Annotated in this window: 20 protein-coding genes; 4 read left to right on the plus strand and 16 right to left on the minus strand. The window is 74.2% G+C overall.

The genetic code is table 11. The annotated features are described in order from the left end of the window. Positions 1-69: 69 nt before the first annotated feature. On the minus strand, positions 70-4038 hold the full coding sequence (locus tag HF577_RS13450; protein WP_169396164.1) for an efflux RND transporter permease subunit: 3969 nt from the start codon (positions 4036-4038) through the stop codon (positions 70-72). Positions 4039-4141: 103 nt separating this feature from the next. Here HF577_RS13450 and HF577_RS13455 point away from each other — a divergent pair, with 103 nt between their 5' ends. Further along, positions 4142-4627 carry a MarR family winged helix-turn-helix transcriptional regulator gene (locus HF577_RS13455; RefSeq protein WP_169396165.1) on the plus strand — a complete coding sequence of 162 codons (486 nt, stop codon included), beginning with the start codon at positions 4142-4144 and terminating at the stop codon, positions 4625-4627. A 15-nt stretch (positions 4628-4642) separates the two neighbouring features. On the opposite strand, the gene HF577_RS13460 is transcribed toward HF577_RS13455, so the two are convergent. From HF577_RS13460 to HF577_RS13495, 9 genes are all read right to left on the minus strand, one after another. Next, the gene (locus HF577_RS13460) at positions 4643-5548 is read right to left on the minus strand and encodes a 2-hydroxy-3-oxopropionate reductase (protein WP_169396166.1); all 906 of its coding nucleotides are present in this window, start codon (positions 5546-5548) and stop codon (positions 4643-4645) included. Continuing rightward, positions 5545-6321, minus strand: a complete 777-nt coding sequence (locus HF577_RS13465) for a hydroxypyruvate isomerase family protein (protein WP_169396167.1) — start codon at positions 6319-6321, stop codon at positions 5545-5547. The genes HF577_RS13460 and HF577_RS13465 overlap by 4 nt, the downstream gene beginning before the upstream one ends. Positions 6322-6387: 66 nt before the next feature. Beyond that, complete coding sequence (gene alc / locus HF577_RS13470) at positions 6388-7431, minus strand: allantoicase (RefSeq protein WP_169396168.1); 1044 nt, start codon at positions 7429-7431, stop codon at positions 6388-6390. After that, positions 7428-8741 carry an allantoinase AllB gene (gene allB, locus HF577_RS13475; protein ID WP_312859119.1) on the minus strand — a complete coding sequence of 438 codons (1314 nt, stop codon included), beginning with the start codon at positions 8739-8741 and terminating at the stop codon, positions 7428-7430. Before allB ends, alc begins: the two co-directional genes overlap by 4 nt. Then, positions 8738-9115 (minus strand): allophanate hydrolase-related protein, encoded by a 378-nt coding sequence (locus tag HF577_RS37450; protein ID WP_211174231.1) that lies wholly within the window; start codon positions 9113-9115, stop codon positions 8738-8740. Before HF577_RS37450 ends, allB begins: the two co-directional genes overlap by 4 nt. A 69-nt stretch (positions 9116-9184) precedes the next feature. Continuing rightward, entirely contained in the window at positions 9185-11506 is a 2322-nt protein-coding gene (pucD, locus tag HF577_RS13480; protein WP_169396170.1) for a xanthine dehydrogenase subunit D, read from the minus strand. Positions 11507-11508: 2 nt separating this feature from the next. Continuing rightward, complete coding sequence (locus HF577_RS13485; RefSeq protein WP_169396171.1) at positions 11509-12858, minus strand: 8-oxoguanine deaminase; 1350 nt, start codon at positions 12856-12858, stop codon at positions 11509-11511. Continuing rightward, positions 12855-13328 (minus strand): (2Fe-2S)-binding protein, encoded by a 474-nt coding sequence (locus HF577_RS13490; protein ID WP_169396172.1) that lies wholly within the window; start codon positions 13326-13328, stop codon positions 12855-12857. Before HF577_RS13490 ends, HF577_RS13485 begins: the two co-directional genes overlap by 4 nt. Position 13329: 1 nt before the next feature. Beyond that, positions 13330-14202 carry an FAD binding domain-containing protein gene (locus HF577_RS13495; RefSeq protein WP_169396173.1) on the minus strand — a complete coding sequence of 291 codons (873 nt, stop codon included), beginning with the start codon at positions 14200-14202 and terminating at the stop codon, positions 13330-13332. Positions 14203-14294: 92 nt separating this feature from the next. On the opposite strand from HF577_RS13495, the gene HF577_RS13500 reads away from it, so the two are divergent. The 3 genes from HF577_RS13500 (at position 14295) to HF577_RS13510 (ending at position 17172) form a co-directional block, all read left to right on the plus strand. Beyond that, positions 14295-15848 (plus strand): PucR family transcriptional regulator, encoded by a 1554-nt coding sequence (locus HF577_RS13500; protein ID WP_169396174.1) that lies wholly within the window; start codon positions 14295-14297, stop codon positions 15846-15848. Between the two features lie 115 nt (positions 15849-15963). Next, positions 15964-16557, plus strand: a complete 594-nt coding sequence (locus tag HF577_RS13505; protein ID WP_169396175.1) for a TetR/AcrR family transcriptional regulator — start codon at positions 15964-15966, stop codon at positions 16555-16557. 75 nt (positions 16558-16632) lie between these two features. Continuing rightward, positions 16633-17172 (plus strand): GNAT family N-acetyltransferase, encoded by a 540-nt coding sequence (locus tag HF577_RS13510; RefSeq protein WP_169396176.1) that lies wholly within the window; start codon positions 16633-16635, stop codon positions 17170-17172. 17 nt (positions 17173-17189) lie between these two features. Here the strand turns inward: HF577_RS13510 and pucL are convergent, their stop codons facing one another. From pucL to HF577_RS13540, 6 genes are all read right to left on the minus strand, one after another. Next, the gene (gene pucL / locus HF577_RS13515) at positions 17190-18062 is read right to left on the minus strand and encodes a factor-independent urate hydroxylase (protein WP_169396177.1); all 873 of its coding nucleotides are present in this window, start codon (positions 18060-18062) and stop codon (positions 17190-17192) included. A 3-nt stretch (positions 18063-18065) separates the two neighbouring features. Then, positions 18066-18389, minus strand: coding sequence for a hydroxyisourate hydrolase (uraH, locus tag HF577_RS13520; protein ID WP_169396178.1), 324 nt, complete (start codon positions 18387-18389; stop codon positions 18066-18068). 144 nt (positions 18390-18533) lie between these two features. Continuing rightward, on the minus strand, positions 18534-19022 hold the full coding sequence (gene uraD, locus HF577_RS13525) for a 2-oxo-4-hydroxy-4-carboxy-5-ureidoimidazoline decarboxylase (protein WP_169396179.1): 489 nt from the start codon (positions 19020-19022) through the stop codon (positions 18534-18536). 95 nt (positions 19023-19117) lie between these two features. After that, positions 19118-20758 (minus strand): peptide chain release factor 3, encoded by a 1641-nt coding sequence (locus HF577_RS13530; protein WP_169396180.1) that lies wholly within the window; start codon positions 20756-20758, stop codon positions 19118-19120. Between the two features lie 78 nt (positions 20759-20836). Beyond that, positions 20837-21838, minus strand: a complete 1002-nt coding sequence (locus HF577_RS13535) for a TIGR03560 family F420-dependent LLM class oxidoreductase (protein ID WP_169396181.1) — start codon at positions 21836-21838, stop codon at positions 20837-20839. A gap of 110 nt (positions 21839-21948) precedes the next feature. Beyond that, positions 21949-23607 carry an FAD-dependent oxidoreductase gene (locus HF577_RS13540; protein ID WP_169396182.1) on the minus strand — a complete coding sequence of 553 codons (1659 nt, stop codon included), beginning with the start codon at positions 23605-23607 and terminating at the stop codon, positions 21949-21951. Between the last annotated feature and the right edge of the window lie 52 nt (positions 23608-23659).

Genomic DNA, 23659 nt, shown 5'->3' on the forward strand with positions numbered 1-23659 from the left:
CACGGGCAACGGCCACAGGTAACCGGACACCCCCCGCCCGGGCGGGGGCCGCGGGCGGGGGGTGTCCGGTTACCTGTGGCCGTTGCCCGTGTGTTCGCCCGGGGGCTGCTCGCCGAGCTCGAGGTCGGCGGAGGTGACCGACCCGTCCCGCACCCGGACGGCGGTGACGGCCGGGGCGCCCACCGTGGCCGTCACCGTGTAGATGCCCTCGGGCAGCCCGGACAGGCGGAACGAGCCGTCCGCCGCGGTACGGCCGGTGGCCACCACCGCGCCGGCCCCGTCGGTCACGGTGGCGATCGCGTCGCTCACGGCATGCCCCCGCCGGGAGCGGACCGTGCCGGCGAGCATCCCGGTGGGCGGGAGGACGACGTCGTGCCGCAGCGTTCCGGAGAGCGGGACGCTCACCCGCTGCGAGGTCGACGCGCCGTTCGGCGGGGAGACCAGCAGGTGGTGCTCGCCCGGGGGGATGTGGATCATCAGGTAGTGGCCCGTGTCGTCGCCGCGGGTGCCCGACAGCAGCTCCCCCGTCTGGTCCACCACCGTGACGATCGCCGGGACGCCCGCGCCCGCCGCGTGGCGGACCTGGCCCGCGATGGAGGCCGGGCCCTCCACCCGCAGGTCGTGGCCTGCCGGCTCGGCGCCGATCTGCACCCAGTCGGCGGTGGGCTCGCGGCCCTCGTGCTGCCCCACCAGCACGTACTCCCCCGGACCGGGCAGCGGCACCGCGTACCGGCCGCCCTCGGCGGAGACGGTGGCGGCGATCCGGGTGCCCCGGCCGTCGAACACGGTGATCGCGGCGCCCGCCAGGGCGATCCCGTCGCGGTCGGCGATGACCCCGCGCACGCCCGGTCCGGTGAGCACCGGCTCCCGGGACGGCACGGCGGCCGGGGCGGCGGGCAGCACCGCCGGGGTGGCGGACCCGCCGGCCGGTCCCCCGTCGGGCCCCGCACCGGGGACGGCTGCCTGCTCGCCGTCGGGTCGCCGCCGGCCCCGCACGCGCTCCACCAGCACGTACAGCACCGGCACGAGCACCAAGGTCAGCAGGGTCGACGAGACCAGGCCGCCGATCACCACCACGGCGAGCGGCTGGGAGATGAACCCGCCGCCGCCGGTGAGCCCGAAGGCCATCGGGAGCAGGGCGAAGATCGTGGCGACCGCGGTCATGAGGATCGGGCGCAGGCGTTGTGCGGCGCCCTCGGTGACCGCATCGGCCAGGCTCCGGCCACTGCGCCGGTACTGGTTCACCAGGTCGATGAGCACGATCGCGTTCGTCACCACGATGCCGATCAGCATCAGCATGCCGATCAGCGCCGGGACACCCAGCGGGGTGCCGGTGAGCAGCAGCAGCCCGAGCGCCCCGGTGGCGGCGAACGGGATCGCCACGAGCAGCAGCAACGGCTGCAGCAGGCTCCGGAAGGTGATGACCATGACCAGGTAGACCACCGCGATGGCCACCAGCAGGGCGAGGCCGAGCTGTGCGAAGGCGTCGCTCTGCTGCTGGCTGACGCCGCCGATCTCGGCGGTCGCGCCGGGCGGGAGCGTGAGCCCGTCGAGAGTGGTGCGCAGGTCGGCGGTGACCGCGCCCAGGTCGTCGGCGGCGGGCCGCGCGGTGATCTGTGCGCTGCGGGAGCCGTCGGTGTGGGTGATGCTCGGGGCGGTGCTGTTCTGCGTGACGGTGGCGACGTCGCCCAGCGTGATCGGCGCGCCGCGGCCGGCCAGCGGCAGCGCCCGCAGCCCGTCGACGTCGGCCGGTGCGTCCCCCGTGCGCAGCAGCACGTCCTGGTCGACGCCGTCGATCGTCAGGGTGCCGACGGTGGACCCCCGCAGCGCGGTGGCGACCACCTGCCCGATCTGGGCCTCCGTCAGGCCGGCCGCCGCGGCCCGCTGCCGGTCGACCGCCACATCGACAACGGGCTGGGCCGCGGCGAGGTCGTTCCGCACGTCGCTGGCTCCCGGGATGGCCGCGACGGCCCGCTGCACCTGGTCGGCGGCCTGCGCGAGCACGGCCGGATCCTCCGCGCGCACGTCCACGGCGAGCTGGTCGCCGCCGGAAGCGCCCTGCCCGGCCTGCACGGTGAGCGTCCCGACCTGATCCGACGTCCCGAGGCTCGCGAGCCGGTCCCGCAGGGAGTCCGCGACCGCGGTGGCGTCGGCATCGTCGGCGAGGGTCACCGAGAACCGGGTGGCCGTGCCGCCCGAGCCACCGGGGAACCCGAACCGGCCCGACGCGCCGTCGGGCGAGCCGACGGTGACCTGGTAGCTCGCCACGCCCGCGGTGTCGCCGAGCACCTGCTCCACCCGCTTGGCCGCCGTGTCGGCCTCGGGGAGGCCCGTGCCGGGCGCCAGCTCCTGGCTCACCGACAGGGTGTCGCCGCCTGCGTCACCGAGGAAGTTGGTCTGCAGCAGCGGGACCAGTGCCACCGTGCCGGCGAGGATCGCGACGGCGACGCCGAGCGCGATCACCGGCCGCCGGATCGCCGCGTGCAGCACGGGCAGGTAGCCGCGCTGCAGCCGTGTGCGGACGGGCTCGGCGTCCGCCGCCGGTTCGGGCTCCGGCGTGGCCGGGCTGCGCAGCAGCAGTGACGCCAGCACCGGCACCACGGTGAGCGACACGAGCAGCGACGCCAGCAGCGCGGCCGTGACCGTCACCGCGAAGGGCCGGAACAGCTCCCCGACCTGGCCGCCGACCAGCCCGATCGGCGCGAACACCGCCACCGTCGTGATCGTCGACGCGGTGATCGCCCCGGCCACCTCCCGCACGGCGGTGAGGATCGCGGCGCGGCGCGGGCCGCCGTAGCCGAGATGGCGCTTGATGTTCTCGATGACGACGATCGAGTCGTCGACGACCCGGCCGATCGCCACGGTGAGCGCGCCGAGGGTGAGGATGTTGAGCGTGTAGTCCCCGACGTACAACACGATCATCGCGATCAGCACGGACAGCGGGATCGACACGGCCGTCACCAGCGTGGCGCGCACCGAGAGCAGGAACCCGAGGATCACCAGCACCGCGAACAGCAGGCCGAGCAGGCCTTCGGTGGTGAGGTCCTCCACCGACTGCTCGATGAACGGGGCCTGGTCGAACACCACGGTGGCGGCGGCGCTGCGGGCGCTGCCGCCCAGCGCGTCGACCACCTGCGGGAGGGCGTCGCTCACCGCGTGCGACACCGCGACGGTGTTGGCGTCCTCCTGCTTGGTGACGCCGATACCGATGCTCGGAGCGCCGTCGGTGCGGGTGTAGCCGGTGGCGGGCGCGGGCGCCTCGGTGATCGCCGCGATGTCACCGAGGCGCACCGGCGCGCCACGGGTGGACGTCACGTAGAGGTCCCCGAGCTGCGCCACCGACGTGATCGGGCTGCCGACCTCGACGGTCAGCGGGGAGGTGTCCGGGGTGAGCTGCCCGGCCGGCACGCGCACGCCGTTCTGCTGCAGGAGGCTCGTGATCGCGGTGGGCGCGACCCCACGCGACGCCGCGGCGGCCGGGTCGAGGTCGATGGTGATCCGGGGGTCGACGATGCCCGAGAGCGACACGTCCGCCACCCCGGGCAGCCCGGCCAGCAGGGGCTGCACCTGGTCGCGCAGCACCGAGGCGACCTGGTCGGGCGGCAGGTCCGAGGAGACCGCGAGCTGCACCACGGGGAGGCTGTCGGTGCTGCCGCTCACCACGGTCGACGTGAGGTCGGCCGGCAGGCGCACCCCCTGCACCGCGCGCTCGGCCTGCGTGGCGAACTCCGTCAGGTCGGTGCCGTAGGCGAGGTCCAGGCGCACCACCGAGCTGTTGCCGGTGCTGGTGGAGCTCGTGCCGGTGACCCCGCGCAGGCTCGCCACCGCATCCTCGACTGGCGTGGTGACCTGCTGCTCCACCACGTCGGGCGAGGCCCCGGGGTAGGGCGTCACGACGCTGACGATCGGCAGGTCCAGCGACGGCAGCAGCTCCTGCCGCAGGGAGGTGGTGCTGACCACCCCGAACGCGATGACGAGAACCGTCACCAGTCCGACGATGGCGCGATTGGCCACGCTGAGGCGGGCGAGCCAGGTCATGGAAACCAGTGAATACTACGTCTCGGACAAACCATCTGTCGGCGGCTGAGACTTCACTGAGCACTTACACCGGGACGGGTGTAGCGAAAAGGAGGTGGCTGCGATGAGCGGGAACGCCGGAGACGACCGTGCCGACGACTGCGCCGACGACGAGCGCGCCGCCCTCGTCGCGGCGATCGCGGCGCACGAGGCCGTGCTGCGGCGCAGCGCAGCACGCAGGCCGAACCCGCTGTTCGACAGCGGGCTGACGATGCAGCAGCTGCGCGTGCTCGTGGTGCTCGGCGCGGACGGCCCCCTCCCCCAGGGCGACCTCGCACACGCGCTGGGCGTCGGGCTCGCCACCGTCACCGGCCTCGTCGACCGGCTGGTGGCGCGGGGCCTGGTCGAGCGCACCGAGGACCCCCGGGACCGCCGCGTGCGCCACGCCGCGCTCTCGGCCGACGGCACGGCGCTGCTGGACCGGATCGAGAGCGCCGGGCAGGAAGTGCGCGCCCGGCTGCTCGCCCGCATCGACCTCGACGCGCTGCGCGGCCTGGAACGCGGCCTCGCCGCCCTGCACGAGGCGCTGGCGGAGCTCCCGGCCCCCTGACCGCGCGACCGGTGGTCAGTCGCCGGTTCCGGCCCGCCCCGACAGCTGCTCCACCAGCACCAGCAGCGCGCTGTGGTCGAGCCCGCCGTGGCCCTGCGCGCGCAGGGCCCCGACCAGCTGGGCCACGTGCGCGCCGAGCGGGATCGCGACACCCGCCTCCCGCGCGGCCGCCGTGACGATCCCGAGGTCCTTGTGGTGCAGGTCGATCCGGAAGCCCGGGGCGAACTCGCGGGCCCGCATCCCGGGCGCCTTGCGATCCAGCACGGCGCTGCCCGCGAGGCCGCCCGCCAGCACCGCGGAGGCGGACTCGGTGTCCACGCCGTGGGCTTCCAGGAACACCAGCGCCTCGGCGACGAGCTGGATGTTCCCGGCGACGATGAGCTGGTTCGCGGCCTTCACGGTCTGACCGGCCCCGGCGGGACCGACGTGCACGACGGTGCTCCCCACGACGTCCAGGTAGGGCCGGGCGGCCTCGACGTCGGCCTCCTCGCCACCCACCATGATCGACAGGGTGCCCTCGACGGCGCCCGCCTCGCCCCCGCTGACCGGGGCGTCCACCACCCGGACCCCGTGCTCGGCACCCGCGGCGGCGAGCCGGCGGGCCACGTCGGGACGGATCGTGGAGCAGTCGATGTGCAGCGTGCCCCGGCCGGCGGTGGCGTAGATCCCGTCCTCGCCCAGGGCCAGCGCCTCGACGTCGGGGCTGTCGGGGACCATCGTGATCACCACGCCGGCGCCGCGGACGGCCTCGGCGGCGCTGTCGGCGGCCCGGCCCCCGGCCTCGACCAGCCGGTCCACGGCGGGACGCGACCGGTTGTACCCGACCACGTCGTGACCGGCGGCCACCAGGTTGGCGGCCATCGGGCCGCCCATGATGCCGAGGCCGATCACGGCGACCGTCGGCTTCTCCGCCGGGTTCATCGGCTCAGCCAGTCGAACGCCCGGTCGCTCGACGTCGACGGCACGTACTCCAGGCCGACCAGGCCCGTGTACCCGGCGCGGGTGAGGGCGTCGAGATGCTGGTCGAACGGGATCTTGCCGGTGCCCGGCTCGTGGCGGCCCGGCGCGTCGGCGAACTGGACGTGGCCGATCCGCCTGCCGTTCTCGGCGATCACCCTGTCGACGTCGTCGCCGTTGACGGTCAGGTGGTAGACGTCGGCGAGCAGCAGGACGTTCGGCGCGCCCACCCGGTCGGCCACCGCGAGCGCGTCGGCCGCGGTGCGCAACGGGTAGCGCTCGGCGCCGCTGAGCGGTTCGAGGACCACCGCGCCGTCGAGGCGCTCGGCGGCGAACGTGAGGTTCTCGGTGGCCAGGTCGTCCTGCTCCGCCGGGTCGACGCCGTCGAGCCGGTTGCCGTACAGCGCGTTGAACACGGCGGTGCCCAGCCGCTGCGCGATCCCCGCCGTCACCTCCACCCCGGTGCGGAACTCCTCGGTGCGGCCGGTCCACGAGACGAGCCCGCGATCACCACCGCCCATGTCCCCCGCCGGCAGGTTGAGCCCGGTCAGCTGCACACCGGCGTCCTCGATCGCCCGCACGAACTCGTCCACCTCGGCGGGGGAGGGAGTGGCGGTGGGGAACGGCCACCAGAACTCGACGGCGTCGAACCCGGCGGCCCGGGCGGCGGCCGGCCGTTCCAGGAGCGGCAGCTCGGTGAAGATGATGGAGCAGTTGACGGCATAGCGGGTGGTCATACCCAGATCCTGACTGTCGTAGGGGTGGCGCCGCGAGCGGGCGGCCCGATTGCAGCAAAGCCACTTTCATGCAATCTCGTTGCGTGAAAGTGGCTTTGCTGCAACTCGCGCGTCGGTCCAGCGGCGGTCGAGGGCGGTTCGGCCGTCCGGTGTGAGGTGGCCGTGCAGCCGCAGCCGGGCCATCCCGCCGTCGGGGAAGATGTCCAGGCGGACGTGGGTGGCCGCGGGGGCGGCGTCGAGCACGAAGCGGTGGCGGGTGTCGGGCTGCAGCGGCGTGCGGGGCACGAGGTCGAACCACCCGCCCTCCCCCGCGCGCCCGCGCAGGGTGGCCCAGCCAGGTGCGTTGTGCAGGAAGTAGCTCGTGTCGACCTCCGCCACCGCGACCACCGACTCGGCGGCGAGCGCCACCTCCACCCAGTCGTTGCCGTCGTCGCGGCGCCGCGCGGTCTCCCAGCCCTCGCCCATGGAGCGGGGCGGGCCGGGCACGAGGAGGTTGTTCGGTGAGCTGTAGAAGATGTTGGAACAGCCGACCACCCGGGCGCCGTGCTCGATCGCCGCGAGGTCGACGGTGCCGAGCGCGTCGAGCAGCCGGGGGTCGGGCAGCGCCTCCCCGTGCACCCGCAGCCGGGCCACGCCGCCGTCCGGGAAGATCCGCAGGCGCACGTGCGTGACGCGCCGGTCGCTCGTCACGTCGAACTCGTTCTCGGTGTCGCCGGCGACCCCGGTGCGCATCAGCAGCGGGGTCCAGTCGTCGGCGGCGAGGAGGTCGGCCACCGTCGGATGCCCCTCGACCGCGAGCCCGTCGACCGCCACCTCCGGCGGGTAGTTGCCGGTGAACCAGGACGTGTCGACCACCACGCCGCGGACGATCCCCGGGGCGCCCAGCCGGACGATCGCCTCGTCGTACCCCGGCTCGCGGCGACGGCGGGTCTCCCAGCCGTCGTAGACCTTGCCCTTGTGCCCGAACGAGCCGGCGTCGAACACCGAGGGGCCGGGCGAGATGAGGTTCTCGCGCGCGGCGAAGGCCTCGTCGTTGGCCCACACCACGCCCCCACCGAGGGTGCGCAGGGCCAGGTCGGGCAGCTGCCGGAAGTCACGCTGGTCGCTCATCGCAGGTCCTCTCGGCGCAGGAGCCGCCCGCGGGGCGGCTCCTGCTCCTCCACGGGTGCACCCCGGAGCCAGGTGCGGCGCACCTGGCCGTACAGCTCCCGCCCGGCGTACGGCGTGATCGGGTTGCGGTGGTGCAGGCGGCCCACCACGAACGTCGCGTCGGGGGCGAACACGGTGAGGTCGGCGTCCTGCCCCGCGGCGATCCGGCCCTTGAGGGAGAGCCCGACCAGCGCAGCGGGCCGCTCCGCCATCCACGTGACGACCTCGGCGAGACCGTGACCCCGGCGGCGCGCCTCGGTCCACACCACCGGCAACCCGACCTGCAGCGAGGCGATCCCGCCCCACGCCTGGCCGAAGTCGCCCGACTCCAGGCGCTTGAGGTCGGCGGTGCAGGGCGAGTGGTCGGAGACGACCAGGTCGATCGTCCCGTCGGCGAGGCCCTGCCACAGCGCGTCCCGGTTGCCGGCCTCGCGGACGGGCGGGCAGCACTTGAAGCGGGTGTCGCCGTCGGGCACCTCCTCGGCGGTGAGCGCGAGGTAGTGGGGGCAGGTCTCGACCGTGACGCGGACACCCTCGGCGCGGACGGCCGCGAGCTGCGGCAGCGCGTCGGCCGACGACAGGTGCACCACGTGCACGCGCGCCCCCGTCTCGCGCGCGGCCGCCAGCAGGCCCGCGATGGCGCTGTCCTCGGCGGCCGGCGGCCGCGACGCGACGAAGTCGAGGTAGCGCCGCCCCGCCGCGTCCCGGACCAGGTCGCCGTCCTCGGCGTGCACGATCATCAGCCCGTCGAACTCCGCGACGGCACGCAGGGCCGTGGTGAGGTCCTGCCCCAGCAGCGGCGGGAACTCCGGCACGCCGCTGTCGAGCAGGAAGCACTTCACGCCGAACACGCCGGCCTCGTGCAGCGCCCGCAGCTCCCCCGCGTTGCCCGGCACGGCCCCGCCCCAGAACCCGACGTCCACCGCGCACTGGCCGTCGGCCGCCTTGCGCTTGATCTCCAGCGCCGCCACGTCGACGGTGGGCGGCAGCGCGTTGAGCGGCATGTCGACGATCGTGGTGACGCCACCGGCGGCCGCGGCCCGGGTGGCCGTGGCGAAGCCCTCCCACTCGGTGCGCCCCGGCTCGTTGACGTGCACGTGGGTGTCGACCAGGCCGGGGAGCAGCACCTCGTCGGCGGCGAGCACCACCTCGGGCGCGTCGACCGCGGCGTCGAACGGCAGCACGGCCTCGATCCGCTCGCCCTCCACCAGCACCGCGGCGGGCCGCTCGGCGCCCTCGATCACGGCGCGCCGCGCCCGGACGACGATCACGCCTGCTCCTGGTAGGTGCGCCAGCTCGCCAGCTCCGAGATGTCGGTGAGCGGCGGCAGCGTGGCGTACTCCCGGCGCAGCACCATGGCCAGCGACCCGCTGCCGTCGGCGAGCTCGATCACGCCGAGCTCCAGCCCGTCGGGCTCCCCGGGCAGCAGCACCTCGCGCAGCTGCTCGTAGGACAGGTCGTAGACCTCGCCCTGCACCGCGGCACCCCCGTCCCCGACGTCCTCCAGCGCCGGATAGCGCCCGCCGACGGCGTGGAAGCGGTAGCGCGGCGCCGTGGTGGTGCGCCCGACCAGCGTCGCGTCGCCGACGAGATGGTGGTCGGCGCCGCCGGACATGGCGGTGCCGTTGAGGAACATCAAGGGCATCGTGCACTCCTTCGTCGTGCGCATGCGCCGGCGAGTGAGCCATCACTCGTGCCGGCGCACACGCCCCCGTCAGGCGCCGGTGATGTGCTCGGGCCGCACGGGAACGCGCCGCAGCGCCTTTCCCGTGGCCGCCCGGATCGCGGCCGCGACGGCGGGACCGCTCGAGATCGTCGGGGGTTCACCGACCCCACGGACACCGTAGGGCGCGTGCGGGTCGGCGTACTCCAGAACCTCGATCCGCATCGGCGGCGTGTCGAGGATCGTCGGGATGAGGTAGTCGGTGAACGACGGGTTGCGCACCCTCCCGTCGGTCACGACGACCTCCTCCATCAGGGCCAGTCCCATGCCCTGCGCACTGCCGCCCTGGATCTGGCCGAGCACCGCGTCCGGGTTGACCGCCCTGCCGACGTCCTGCGCGGTGTCCAGGGCCACCACCTTCACCAGCCCCAGCTCGACGTCGACGTCGACCACCGCACGGTGGGCGGAGAACGCGAACTGCACGTGGGCGTCGCCCGCCCCGGTCTCCTCGTCGAGCGGCGCCGTCGGGCGGTGGCGCCATTCGAGGGTCTCCTCCACGGCCTCGTCGCCGAGCACGTCCGCGACCCCCGTGAGGACCTCGCCACTGACGTCGACGATCTTGTCGCCGTCGAGCCGCAGGTCGGCGGCGGCGCGCTGCAGCATCCCGGCCGCCCGCGCCAGCACGGTGTCCCGGACGGCCTCGCAGGCCGCCTTGACCGCACCGCCGGTGACGTAGGTCTGCCGGGACGCCGACGTCGAACCGGCGGAGCCCACCGTGGTGTCCGCCTGCTGCACCACCACCCGCTCCACTCCGAGCTCGGTGCGGGCGATCTGCTGCTCCACGGTGATCAGCCCCTGGCCCACCTCCGCGGCGGCGGTGTGGACGGTGGCCACCGGCTCACCGGCGCTGACCTCGAGGCGCACCCGCGCGGTCGAGTAGTCGTCGTAGCCCTCGGAGAACCCGACGTTCTTGTACGTGACGGCGTACCCGATCCCCCGCACCACGCCCTCGCCGTGGGTGGTGTTGCCGACCCCGCCGGGCAGCTCGCGCAGGTCCGGCTCGGGAGGGGACCCGGGCGGGAGCGGCATGTCCCGCACGATCCGGATCAGCTCGGCCACCGGGGCTGCCGAGTCGATCACCTGGCCGGTGATGTTCGTGTCGCCCTCGCGCATCCCGTTCCGCGCGCGGATCTCCACGGGATCGACACCCACCGCGTCGGCGAGCTCGTCCATGAGCGCCTCGTGGGCGAACGCCGCCTGGACGCAGCCGAAACCGCGCATCGCCCCGCACGGCGGGTTGTTCGTGTACACCCCGCGCGCGTCGACGTGGACGTTCGGGATCCGGTAGGGCCCCAGCCCGAGCGAGCCGCCGTTGCCGACCACCGCACCCGTGGAGGACGCGTAGGCGCCCCCGTCGAAGAGGATGTCGGCACGGGCGTAGACCAGCGTGCCGTCGCGCTCGGCCCCGAACTCGTAGCGCAGCCAGGCCGGATGCCGGTGCACGTGCCCGAAGAACGACTCCTCCCGGGAGTAGCTCATCTTGACGGGCCGGCCGGTGCGCAGGGCGAGCAGGCAGGCGTGGGCGTGCATCGAGAGGTCCTCGCGGCCGCCGAACGCCCCGCCGACCCCTGCCAGGTGCAGCCGCACCTTCCCGGGCGGCAGGCCGAGCACGTGGCAGACCTGCCGCTGGTCGACGTGCAGCCACTGCGTGGCCACGTGGAGGTCCACGCCGCCGTCCGCGCCGGGCACGGCCAGGCCGGACTCGGGGCCGAGGAAGGCCTGGTCCTGCATGCCGACCTCGAAGTCGAGCGCGACGACCACGGGCGCGGTGGGCGCGGGGTCACCGCGGCGCATCCGCACCTCCCGCACGAGGTTGCCGCCCGCATCCCGCCGCGCCGGGTGCACCAGCGCCGCACCGGGCTCCAGCGCCCGCCGTGGGTCGGTGACCGCGGGCAGCTCCTCGTACTCGACGACGATCCGGGCCGCGGCGCGGCGCGCCGTCTCCGGGTGCTCGGCCGCCACCAGCGCCACGGCCTCACCCTGGTAGCGCACCACACCCTCGGCGAGCGCCGGCTGGTCGAGGTGCTCCAGCCCGACAGCGTTCTCCCCGGGCACGTCGGCCGCCGTGAGCACCGCGTGCACGCCGGGCACGGCCAGCGCCGGTGCGGTGTCGATCGCGACGATCCGCGCGTGCGGGTGCGGGCTGCGCAGCGTCGCGCCCCACAGCATGTCGTCGCGCGAGAGGTCGCTGGCGTAGGCGAACGCGCCCGTGACCTTGAGCAGCCCGTCCGGCCGCAGCGGGCTGTCGCCGACCCGGCCGCGGCTGGCGGTCGTCTCGCTCGCTCCTGCAGAGTTCGGTACCGCGGACGTCATGGTCAGCCGGCTTTCTCGATCAGGGTCCGGTGGACGGCGACACACTCGCGGGCCAGCGCCTCGACGTCGACGGTGCGGACGTGGCCTCGTTCGACCACCGTGCGGCCGTTCACGAGCAGGAGCTCCATGGGCGGCGGCGCCCCGAGCACGAGCGCGGCCACCGGGTCGGCGACGTCGGCGTGCTGCAGGCCGTCGATGCGCCACAGCGCGAGGTCGGCGAGCTTGCCGGCCTCCAGGGAGCCGATCTCGTCGGTCCGCCCGACCACGGCGGCACCGCCGAGCGTCGCCAGCTCCAGGACGTCGCGGACGGTCAGTGCCTGCGGCCCGCCGACCGCGCGGGCGAACAGGAGCGCGTGCCGCACCTCCTCCAGCAGGCTCCCGGCCTCGTTGCTCGCGGCTCCGTCGACGCCGAGTGACACGCGGGCGCCCGCGGCGCGCAGGTCCCGGGTGCGGGCGATCCCGGCCCCCAGCCGCGCGTTGGACGACGGGCAGTGGGCCACGCCCGTGCCGGTCTCCCCGATCCTCTTCACCGCGGTGTCGTCGAGGTGCACGGCGTGGGCGAACCAGACGTCCTCGCCGGTCCAGCCGAACCGCTCCACGTACTCCAGGGGTGAGCAGCCGAACCGCTCGCGGCAGAACGCCTCCTCGTCGAGGGTCTCGGCCAGGTGGGTGTGCAGCATGACCCCGCGCCGCCGCGCGAGCTCCGCCGACTCGCGCATGAGCTCCCCGGTGACGCTGAACGGCGAGCACGGCGCGAGCGCGACCCGCAGCATCGAGCCCGGCGCGGGGTCGTGCCACCGGTCGATCGCGGCCTCGGAGCCGGCGAGGATGGTGTCGCGGTCCTCCACGACGCCGTCGGGGGGCAGGCCGCCGTCGCTCCGGCCGAGGTCCATCGAGCCGCGGCACGGGTGGAACCGCAGCCCGACGTCCTGCGCGGCCCGGATCTCCGCGGCGAACACGTCCCCGCCGTCGGAGGGGAAGACGTAGTGGTGGTCGGTGGTGGTGGTGCAGCCGGTGAGCGCGAGCTGGGCCAGCGCAGCGCTCGCGGAGGTGTGCACGGCGTGCTCGTCGATGCCGGCCCACACGGGATAGAGCGTGGTGAGCCACTCGAACAGCGTGGAGTCCACGGCGAGCCCGCGGGTGACCCACTGGTAGAGGTGGTTGTGGGTGTTGACGAACCCGGGCGTGAGCAGGCAGCCCCGCCCGTCGACGACCGTGGCACCCTCGACGGCGGGCGCGGGACCGGCACCGACCGCGGTGATCCGGTTGCCCTCCACCACGACGTGGCCGCCGGGGTACTCGGCGCCGGAGACGGTGACGACGTGGGCGCCCTCGATGACCGTCGTCGTCATGACGCCCGCTCCTGCGCACGGGAGGCGAGCCGCACCGCGTCCATGATCTTCTCGTAGCCGGTGCACCGGCACAGGTTCCCGGCGAGCGCCTCGCGGATCTCCGGGTCGGACGGCTGGGGGTTGCGCTCCAGCAGGTCGTGGGTGGAGACGATCAGCCCGGGCGTGCAGAAGCCGCACTGCACGGCGCCGCACGCGAGGAACGCCTGCTGCACGGGGCGCAGCTCGCCGTCGGCCGAGAGGCCCTCCACGGTGGTCACCTCACGCCCGTCCGCCTGGCCGGCGGCGACGAGGCAGGAGCACACCGGCAGGCCGTCCAGGTAGACGGTGCACGACCCGCACTCGCCCTGCTCGCAGGCGTTCTTGGAGCCGGGCAGCCCCATCCGTTCGCGCAGCGCGTACAGCAGGCTCTCGCCTTCCCACACGCCGTCCACCTCGCGCCGCGTGCCGTTCACGGTCAGCGTGATCCGCATGTCAGGCTGCTCTCCGGTAGTCGTTCCAGGCCCACGTGGCGGCGCGGCGCGCCATCACCGAGAGCGAGTGCAGGCGGTAGGCGGCGCTGCCCCGGACGTCGTCGATCGGGGCGGCGGCGGCGCGCACGCGGTGGCCGAACTCGCGGGCCAGCCCGTCGGGCAGCTCCCCCCGCGACTCCCACAGCCCGGCCGCGTCGAGCTCGCCCGCCAGGAACTCGGCGGCCGCCTCGGCCCGGCGCGGGGTGGGTGCCGCGGAACCGATCCCGGTGCCCACGGCGCGCCGGTCCGGATGCAGCGCGAACCCGAAGGCCGACACGGCGATCACCATCGCGTTGCGGGTCCCGATCTTGCAGAACTGCTGCGGCCCGCGCGGCGGCGCGACCAGCACCGCGGCGATGAGCTCGTCGGGCGCGAGGGCGTTGGTTTTCACCCCCGTATAGAACTGCGCCACCGGCACCTCCCGCACCCCCCGGGCGGCCGAGGCCACCTCGACCACGGCGTCGGCCGCCAGCAGTGGCGGGTGGCTGTCGCCAGCAGGCGACGCGGCGCCGAGGTTGCCGCCCACCGTGCCACGGTTGCGGATCTGCGGTGACCCGATCGTGCGTGCGGCCATCGCGAGGCCGGGGAGAGCGGTGGCGAGCTCGTCGATCACGCGGGAGTAGGTGACGGCGGCGCCGAGCCGGATCCGGCCCCGGTCCGGGGCCCAGTCGCGCAGCTCCGCCACCCTGGTCAGGTCGAGCAGCGCGGGTGGACGGCGCCGGTCGAAGTTGATCTCGACCAGGACGTCGGTGCCGCCCGTCACGGGGAGCGCGCCGGGACACGCCGCCTTGGCCGCGAGGGCGTCGGCCCATGTCGTCGGCGCGAGGAACTCCATGACGGAAGTACAGCCCTGCCCGGATACGTACAGAAGTCACTGCCGAGATGAAACGTGCACCAATCGGTCGCCGGCGCTTGTAGGTTCCTCCAATGCACCTGCGGGACCTGGTCACCCGTCCCGGGCTCGGCCTGCGGTTGCTGCACGGCGACGCGGCCGCGCTGGACCGGCCGCTGCGGTGGGTCTACACGACCGACCTGATCGACCCGGCCCGCTACCTGTCCGGCGGCGAACTGGTGCTGAGCGGGCTCGTGTGGCGCCGCGAGCCCGGCGACAGCGAGCGCTTCGTCGCGGCAGTGGCCCGCTCGGGGGCTGCCGCACTCGCCGCGGGGGAAGCGGTGTTCCACGGCGTCCCCGACGACGTCGTCGAGGCCTGCCGGCGGCACGACCTGCCCTTGGTCGCCGTGCCGGAGGAGCTGTCGTTCGCCACGGTCACCGAGCTGGTGATCACCTCACTGACCGCGGCGCGCGGCGACCGGCTCGCGGTCACGGTGGGCCGCCAGCGCAGGCTGCTCTCGGCCGTCGCGGCCGGGCTGGGCCTCGACCAGCTGGCCACGCAGGTGTCGGCGGCCACCGGGACGACGTGCCGGGTGCTCAGCACCACCGGCCGCGAGATCGCCGCCGGGCCGCAGCCCCTGCCCGACGACGTGGTCGACCGGGTGGTGGCGGCGTTCCTGACGGCCGACCAGCTACCCGCCACCCTGAGCGGCGGCGACGTCACCGTGTTCCCCGTCGGCCCCGCCTCCGAGCAGCGGCTGACGTCCTGGTTCGTCGTGGCGGAGGGCGACGCGGCCTGCTGGGACACCGAGACCACCGACACCGTGGGTGAGCTGGTCGCGGTCGCCTCGCTGGACCGCGCCCGGCGCAGCGAGGGGCTGCGCGTGGCCCGGGCGATCGCCGACGACGCGGTCGCGCTCGTCGCGGGCGGCACCGCGACCGTGGCGGAGACGTCGGTGCGGCTGCGGCACGCGGGCCTCGACCCGGCCGGGCCGCTGGTCGTGGCCGTGGCGGGATTCGCCGGGCGGCCCGAACGGGTGGAGACGGCTCGCGCGGTGCTGCTCGACGCCGCGGCGCACCGGGGACCACCCGTGGTGGGGGTCTACGACGGTCTGGCCGTGGCGCTGCTGCCGGCCACCGGCGGGGATGACGCGGCCGGGGCCGCGCTGAGCCGGGCGCTGGGCCGGCTCGTCCCCGGGCTGGCGGGCGAACCGCTGGCCGTCGGCGTCAGTCGCCCGGCGTGTCCCGATGCCCTGTCGGGTGCGCTGCAGGAGGCCCGCCACGCCCGTGACGTCGCCGCGCTGCGCCCCGGAGTGCTGCACGTCGTCACCGGCGAGGAGACCACCTCGCACGTGTCGCTGCTCGCCGCCGTCCCCGACGAGGTGCGCCGCGCCTTCGCCGCGCGGGTGCTCGGCAGCGTCCTCGACCACGACGCCCGGACCGGCGCCGGCCTGCAGGAGACGCTGCAGGCGTTCCTCGACTGCTCCGGTTCGTGGACCCGGGCCGCCGACCGGCTCCACCTGCACGTCAACACCGTGCGCTACCGCATCCGCCGGGTGGAGGAGCTCACCGGCCGCGACCTCGGGAAGCCCTCGGACCGCGTGGACGTCTTCCTGGCCCTGCAGTCGCTGCGGGGCCACGCGGGGTGACCCTCTCCCTCGTTGCAGCAAAGCCACTTTCCTGCAACCTCGTTGCCTCAACGTGGCTTTGCTGCAACTCCGGAGGCCGTGGCTTCTGACGAACGATCGTGCTAAAAAGGACCCCATGGGCAAGGGGGACGCGACGCGCGAGATCATCCTCGACGAGGCGGCCGGCCTCGCGCGCCAGGTCGGCCTGGGCGGGCTGACGATCGGATCCCTCGCCACCCGCACCGGCATGTCGAAGAGCGGCCTGTTCGCGCACTTCGGCTCGAAGGAGGCCATGCAGCTGCAGGTGCTCGACCACGAGACGGACCGGTTCACCTCCGAGGTGGTGCGCCCTGCGCTCTCGGCGCCGCGGGGTGAGCCACGGGTCCGCGCACTGTTCGAAGGGTGGCTGGCGTGGGACTCCGCCGACGGCGGCTGCCCGCTCGTCGCCGCCGCGTTCGAGCTGGACGACCAGCCCGGTCCGGTGCGCGACCGCCTGCTCCACAACCAGCGCGACTGGTTCGACACCCTCGCCACCATCGCCTCCACCGGAGTCGCCGAGGGGCACTTCCGGCCCGACACCGACCCGCGGCAGTTCGCCCAGGACATCGAGGGGATCATGCTGGCCTTCCACGTCGCCAGCCGCCTCCTGTCCGATCCGGACGCCGCCGCGAGGGCCCACCGCGGGCTCGACGCCCTGCTGGCCGCCGCCGCGGCGCCGGCCGCCCCCTGACCCTCTGTGCGACCAGGAGTCCCCGATGACGTACACCCGCCGACGAACGATCGTTCGTACTATTTCGAGGGTCCCGTGAGCCCCGCTGCGGTCCACGTCCGCCCGCTGGACCGATGGACCGCCGGTCACGCGGTCGACACGGTCTTCGCCCAGCTCTCGCCGCGCAGCCGCTACCTGCGCTTCCACAGTGCCGTCCCGCGCCTGCCGGGTCCGGTCCGGGCCGCACTCGTCGACCTCGACGGCCGGTCCCGCGCGGCCGTCGTGGCCGAGACCTGCGGGCCGGGCGGCCCTGCGCCGGTGGGCATCGCCCGCATCGCCCGCACGGACCCCGGGACGGCCGAGATCGCCGTCGCCGTGGTGGACGACTGGCAGCGTCAGGGCATCGGACGCCTCCTCGTCTCCGCCGTCGCCACGCTCGGCGAGGAGCTCGGCTACACGGCGCTGCGGGGTGGGGTGCTGCCGGAGAACGTCGCGATGCTCGGCCTGGCGCGGTCGGTCTTCCCGCCGGCCACGCGACACTTCGACGGCGACGTGATCCAGCTCGCCGTCCCCCTCGGCCCCGCGGCGTGGACGGTGACCGACGAGGACGTCCTGGCCGACCTGGTGAGCCGCTGATCCGCCGAGCTGGTCGGTCAGCTGCGGGTGACCGTGGCCTCGATCAGGCCGTAGGGACGGTCCGCCGCGTAGAACACCTCGTTGTTGTTCTCGACGTCGAACGGGGACAGGTCGACGGCGAAGTGGTGCTTGTTCGGCGCCTGCAGGGTGATCTCCGCGATCCGCGGGTGCGCCTCCAGCACGGCCCGGCCCATCTCCCACAAGGTCTGCTGCAGTGCCAGGGAGTGCACGGTGGCGTACTGCTCGAGCATGATCCGCCGGACGTCGGTGTAGCTCTTGGCCCAGTCCACGTCCCGGAAGCCGTCCCAGCCGCCGTCGGGGGCCGGGTCGTGGCGCCACTGGGCCACGAGTGCGGTGGCCATGATCCGGTCGTGCGCCTCGGGGAGGGTGGTGTAGCGGTCCTTGAGGAAGCCCGCGAACTCTGAGCCGGTGGACTTGAGCAGGACGAGGTCACGCAGGCCCGAGACCACCTGGGCGTGCCCGTCCTCCACCTCGGCGACGGCGGTGCGCACCTCCTGGCCCCGGCGCACCCACGTGTGGTCGTGGCCGGCGCCGCCCACCTGCACGCGGTCCCAGGCGAACTCGTCCACGGCGATCCGGGCGCTGCTCACCGGTTCCACCGTCGACACGAAGTGGCGGGCGAGGGTGAGGGCGTAGTCCTCGATCTCGCCCAGACCCTTCTCCTTGGCGAAGGCGTAGGCCGTGTTCTTCTGCGAGTCGGTGGGCAGGACCGCCTGCTGGTCACCGTGCAGGTACGCGTCCTCGAACGCGCCGCGCAGCGTCGTGGTGACCGTGACGTCGCGGATCTCGTGGCGGGAGGTCTCCCGGTAGATGCGGACCAGGCGGTTCTCCGCCTTCCCGTACTGGTGGCCTCCGAGCACGATTCCCATGTGTCAGCTCCCGCGATAGGTCGAGTAGGCGAACGGGGACAGCAACAGCGGTACGTGGTGGTGCTCCCCCGCGTCGATGACGGCGAACGTGACGGCCACCTCGGGGTAGAACCCCTGCCGGCCGGTGGCGGCGAAGTAGCCGCCGGTGTCGAACGTGATCCGGTAGGTGCCCACGGGCAGGTCGGCGGCGAGGTCGCGGACGCGGCCGTCGGCGTCGGTGCGGGCCTGTGCCAGCAGCTCACCGCCGGGCAGCGCGTCGAGCCGGACCCCCACGTCCGCAGCGGGGCGGCCGAGCGCCGCATCGAGCACGTGCGTCGAGATGCTCATCGCACGGCCTCGCTGCGCTCGGCCGGCGCTGCGCGCAGGCACTGCACCGATGATTCGCTCGCAAGCTCGCTCATCGCACGCCCTCGCTGCGCTCGGCCGGCGCTGCGCGCAAGCACTGCACCGATGATTCGCTCGCAAGCTCGCTCATCGCACGGCCTCGGCCGGAGCCAGGAGCCGGTCGAGCCGGATCCGGTTGATGGCGGCCAGTTCGGTGAGCGCCACGGCCCGCTCGGTGGCGGGGTCGTGGGACAGCCGGGCGCGCAGGGTGGCCAGCAGGTCCTCGGCGCTGCGGCCGGTGGCACAGACCAGGTACACGTGGCCGAACCGTTCCTCGTAGGCCCGGTTGCCCTCGTCCAGCGCGGCCAGCACGTCCGCGGCGGCGTCGCCCACACCGCTCTGTTCGCGGCGGGACTGCCCGCCGGCCTGCCGGTCACCGATCCGGGGGTGGCCCGCCAGCGCGGCGTCGAGGTCGGCGTCGTCCAGCGCCGCGGCTGCGGCCGTGTGCAGGGCGGTGGTCGAGGCGTACGGCCGGCCCGTCGCCACCGCCCGCGCCCAGCGCGGTGCCGAGCAGCAGGTCAGCAGCGTCCGTTCAGCCTCGGGCAGCGGCAGCGCGTTGAACGTGTGCAGGTCCACGCGGGTCCTTCCGTGCGAGGCGAGGCTCCACCGGGCGGCCGCCGCCGGATCGTCTCGCCCGCCCACCGTATCCACGTACGCGGAGCGCACGAGGTTCAGCGCTCGGACGACCCCGCGGGCAGAGCGTCGAGCACCAGACCGTCGAACTTCCGCCGGATCGTCTCCAGCCGCCACTTGTTGCTGAACAGCGCCAGCACCGCGCCGTCGGCCCGGCGGGTGAGGACCTCCACCTCGCTCTGGCCCTTGAGCAGCTCCGCTCCCGCCGCGTCGGTGCGGCGGGTGACGGAGTAGCTCAGCGTTTCGAGGGTGACCGGGGCCCGGAACTCCGACTCCAGCCGGGCGGTGACCACCTCGAACTGCAGCGGGCCCACCGCCGCGAGCACCGGTGCCTGGTCGCCGCGCAGGTCAGAGCTCAGTACCTGGATGACGCCCTCGCTGTCGAGCTGCTCGATCCCCCGCCGGAACTGCTTGTAGGTGCCGGCGTCGGCGCCGCGCACCACGGCGAAGTGCTCGGGCGCGAAGCTCGGGATGGCCGGGAACTGCACCGGCTCCGTGGAGTAGAGCGTGTCACCGGGCCGCAGTGCACCGGCGTTGACCAACCCGACGATGTCGCCGGGGAAGGCCTCCTCCACGGTGGTGCGCTGCTGGCCGAACACGGCCTGGGCGTACTTCGTGGCGAACGGGCGCCCGGTGGCGGCGTGGGTGAGCACCATGCCGCGCTCGAACCGGCCAGAACAGATCCGGACGAACGCCATCCGGTCGCGGTGGGCGCGGTCCATGCCCGCCTGCACCTTGAACACCAGCCCGGACGTGGACGCCTCCAGCGGGCGCGGGTTGCCCTCGGCGTCGTCGCGGGCCTCGGGCGCGGGGGCGAGCTCGACCAGCGCATCGAGCAGCCGGGCGACGCCGACGCCGTTCAACGCGGCTCCGAAGAGCACCGGGGTGGCCGTGCCGGTGAGGAAGTCCTTCTCGTCGAACCCGGCGCCGATCTCCTCCAGCAGCGCGAGCTCGTCCTGCGCGGCGGCCCAGTACTGCGGCTCCTCCGCGGCGATGACCTCGGCGGGCACCAGCTCGGTGGTGGCGCGGGTGGCCCCGCCCGCGGTACGCGAGTAGCGGCGGAACTCCCCCGTGGCGACCTCGACCAGCCCGCGCAGCTCCCCGGCCACCCCGACCGGCCAGGTGACCGGCATCGGGCGCAGCCCGATCGTCTGCTCCACCTCGTCGAGCAGCTCGAGCGCCTCGCGCCCCGGCCGGTCCCACTTGTTGACGAAGGTGAGCACCGGGATGCCGCGGGTGCGGCAGACGTCGAACAGCTTGAGGGTCTGCGGTTCCAGGCCCTTGGCCGCGTCGAGCAGCATCACCGCGGCGTCGACGGCGGCGAGCACGCGGTAGGTGTCCTCGGAGAAGTCGCCGTGGCCGGGAGTGTCGAGCAGGTTGATCACGCAGTCGCGGTAGGCGAACTGGAGCACCGCGGAGGTGACCGAGATCCCCCGCTTGCGCTCCATCTCCATCCAGTCCGACGTGACCCCGCGCCGCCCGGACTTGCCGTGCACGGCACCGGCCTCGTCGATCACCTCGGCGTAGAGCGCCAGCGCCTCGGTGAGCGTGGACTTGCCCGCGTCGGGATGGCTGATCACCGCGAACGTCCGTCGCCGTCCCGCTTCGACCGCAATACGAGCGTCGCCCGATACCCGGGCCGACTCCCCCGCCGACTTCTCCACCACAGCTCCAGACATCAGACCGCCGATCCTACGCGGCGGCCTGTCGCCCCCCGACGTCCGTGGTCGGCCACGGCGGCCCTGACCGGGCGATCGTCACGACAGTGCCGGGATGACCTCGCGCTCGAACAGCTCCAGGCTCGACCGGTCGTGGGCCGCGCCCGGGAACACGAAGATCCCGTACGCCAGACCTCGCCGCTGCATGCCCTCGAGCCGCTCCACGATCTGCTCCGGCGTCCCGCAGGAGGCGACCGAACCGTTGCGCAGGAACCGCTGGACGAACGCCTCGGCGCCGTCCTCGCCCAGCACCGGCGCGAGCCGCGCCCGGTGCGCCGCGATCCGCTCCTCGACCTCGGACTCGGTGGACCCGGCCATCACGTAGTACACGGTGGAGCGCACGATCGCGTCGAAGTCGGTGCCGACGTCGCGGCAGTGCCGGGCCAGCACCGCCGACTTGCGCGCGAAGCCCTCGGGCGAGCCGTCGAAGTTCGTGTACCGCGCGTACCGGGCGGCGATCCTGAGGGTGACCTTCTCGCCCTGGCCCGCGATCCACAGCGGGATGCCGCCGTCCTGCAGGGGCAGCGGGCGCACGATCGCGTCCTCGACCTGGTAGTGCTTGCCGCGGAGCGTTGCCCGGCCCGTGGTCCAGGCCTGCCGCATGATCGCGACGCCCTCCTCGAGCATCCCGAGCCGGTCCCGGGCGGGCGGGAAGCCGTAGCCGTACGCGGTCCACTCGGCCTCGTCCCACCCGGCGCCCACACACATCTCGAGGCGCCCACCGGAGACGATGTCGCAGGTGGCCGCCACCTTCGCCAGGTAGGCCGGGTTGCGGAAGCCGATGCACGTGCAGACCTGGCCCAGCCGCACCCGTCCGGTCACGGCGCCGAAGGCCGCCATGAGGCTCCACGCCTCGTGCGTCCCCGTCTCGTCGGGAGGGGGCGTGGGGAGGGCGTGGAAGTGGTCGTTGACCCAGATCGACTCCCAGGGACCGGCGTCGGCGTGCTGCGCCAGGCCCTTCATCACGTCCCAGTGCGCTGCCGGGTGGATGCCCGCCAGGTCGTGGCTCCACCCCTGTGGCACGAACATCCCGAACCGCATACCCACGCTCCCCGAGGACGACCGATCACGACCGTACGTCGCGGGGAGGGCGGGAGACGGGCCGGCGACGTGCTGTCGATCACGGCGGACCGTCGCCCGCCCCCATCCGGTCAGCTCGCCGCGAGCGGCTCCCGCACCGAACGCTCGGCGGCGATGTGGTCGGCGACCCGGCAGGCCAGCGCGGCGATGGTGAGCGTCGGCCCGACGGCGCCCGCGGTCGGGAAGACGGCGCTGCCCGCGACGTAGAGGTTGGCGCTGCCGTGCACACGGCAGTCGGCGTCGACCACGCCCTGGCGCGGGGAGGTTGCCATCCGCAGCAGACCCATCTGGTGGGTGCCGTCGGTGAAGGGCATGTCGTCGATGCGCGCCGCGTCGGCCATGTCGACCGTGCCGTAGCCGAGGCGGGCGAACTCCTCGCCGATCAGCTCCATGCTGCGGCGGATCCGGGCCCGGTCGTCGGTGGACACGCCGTAGTGCACCTGCAGGCGCCGCTGGCCGAGCTGGTCGCGATCACGCGAGAGCGTGACGCGGTTGGCCGGGTCCGACGACTGCTCGGCGTCGAACCGCAGGCGGCAGGTGGCGCCGTCCAGCGGCATGAACGACGGCAGGATGCGACCGCCCGTGATCCGGGGAGCGGCCCAGGACACGGCGAACCTGCCCACCCGCCGCCAGTCGTGCGCGACGTTGCCGATGTGCTGCCCCAGGCCGGACGTGCTCGCGTAGCGCGCGTGGGTGCCGGCGGACTTGAAGCCGAGCCGGGCCCGGTTCAGCGCGTAGTAGGTGAGGGAGAACGTGGACAGCAGCCCGTCCCCGTGGCTGGGGTCCATCGGGTCGGGGAACCACAGCGCCGCCTTGAGGTTGCCCAGCTCGTGGCGGGCCTGCGCCGCGGCGGTGAGCGCGAGCTTGCGCCGGGCGTACACACCGTCGCGGGTGGCCACGTAGCCGAGCGCGAGGTTGCGCCCCAGCTCGCTCAGCACGACCGTGCCGACCTCGCCGACCGGGTGGGTCATGTAGTGCCGTCCGACCTGGTCGTACTCGTTGCCGATGCCCGCGGGCGACTGCCGGTCGGACGCCAGCAGGATCCGGGCCGACTCCAGGCCACCCGCGGCGAGGACGTAGGTGCGCGCCACCACCGTGATTTCGACGCCGGGGCGCGGCGCGACGACCGCCTCGGTGATCGCCCCGCTCACCGGGTCGCGCTCCAGGCGCACGACGGTGGCCTCCACCAGCAGCCGGACGTTGGCGGCCCCGGCCAGCGCCCGCATCCGGCCGGCGAAGCTGGTGGGCGGGCTCCACCGCCAGGTCGAGTCGACGTCCAGTGTCTCGGACGGCAGGGGAGCGAAGAGCGGGAAGCCCGAGCGGGCCGCGGAGTACTCGTACTCCCCCGCCTGCAGGTGGCGCTGCGCGCGCCGGTAGAACGGTTCCAGCTCCGGTCCGGAGACCGGCCATCCCGCGCTGTCCAGCCACTCGCGCGGCCCGAGGTCGAGGTCGTCCAGGGGGGAGCAACGCCCGCCCCATACGACGCTCGTGCCGCCGAGGCGCTTCTGCCGGACGGCATCGAGGGGATCGTGCGGGTCGACCGTCTCGCCCCGGTAGGTGTCGGCCTGCCGCGGACCGAACCGCTGGCCGCCACCCTCGACGACCACCACGTCGACGCCACGGTGGGCGAGCTCCGCGGCCACCACCGCCCCAGCCGGCCCGGTGCCGATGACACAGACATCGGCCGACACGCGGCCTCCGGGCGTGATCCCGCGAGCATCGGTCAACACGTGCACCGAGGGTAGAGCAAGGCCGGTTTCGTCCCCCCTTCCGGTTCCGTGG

The sequence above is a fragment of the Pseudonocardia xinjiangensis genome (assembly GCF_012911925.1).
Classification (GTDB): Bacteria; Actinomycetota; Actinomycetes; order Mycobacteriales; family Pseudonocardiaceae; genus Pseudonocardia; species Pseudonocardia xinjiangensis.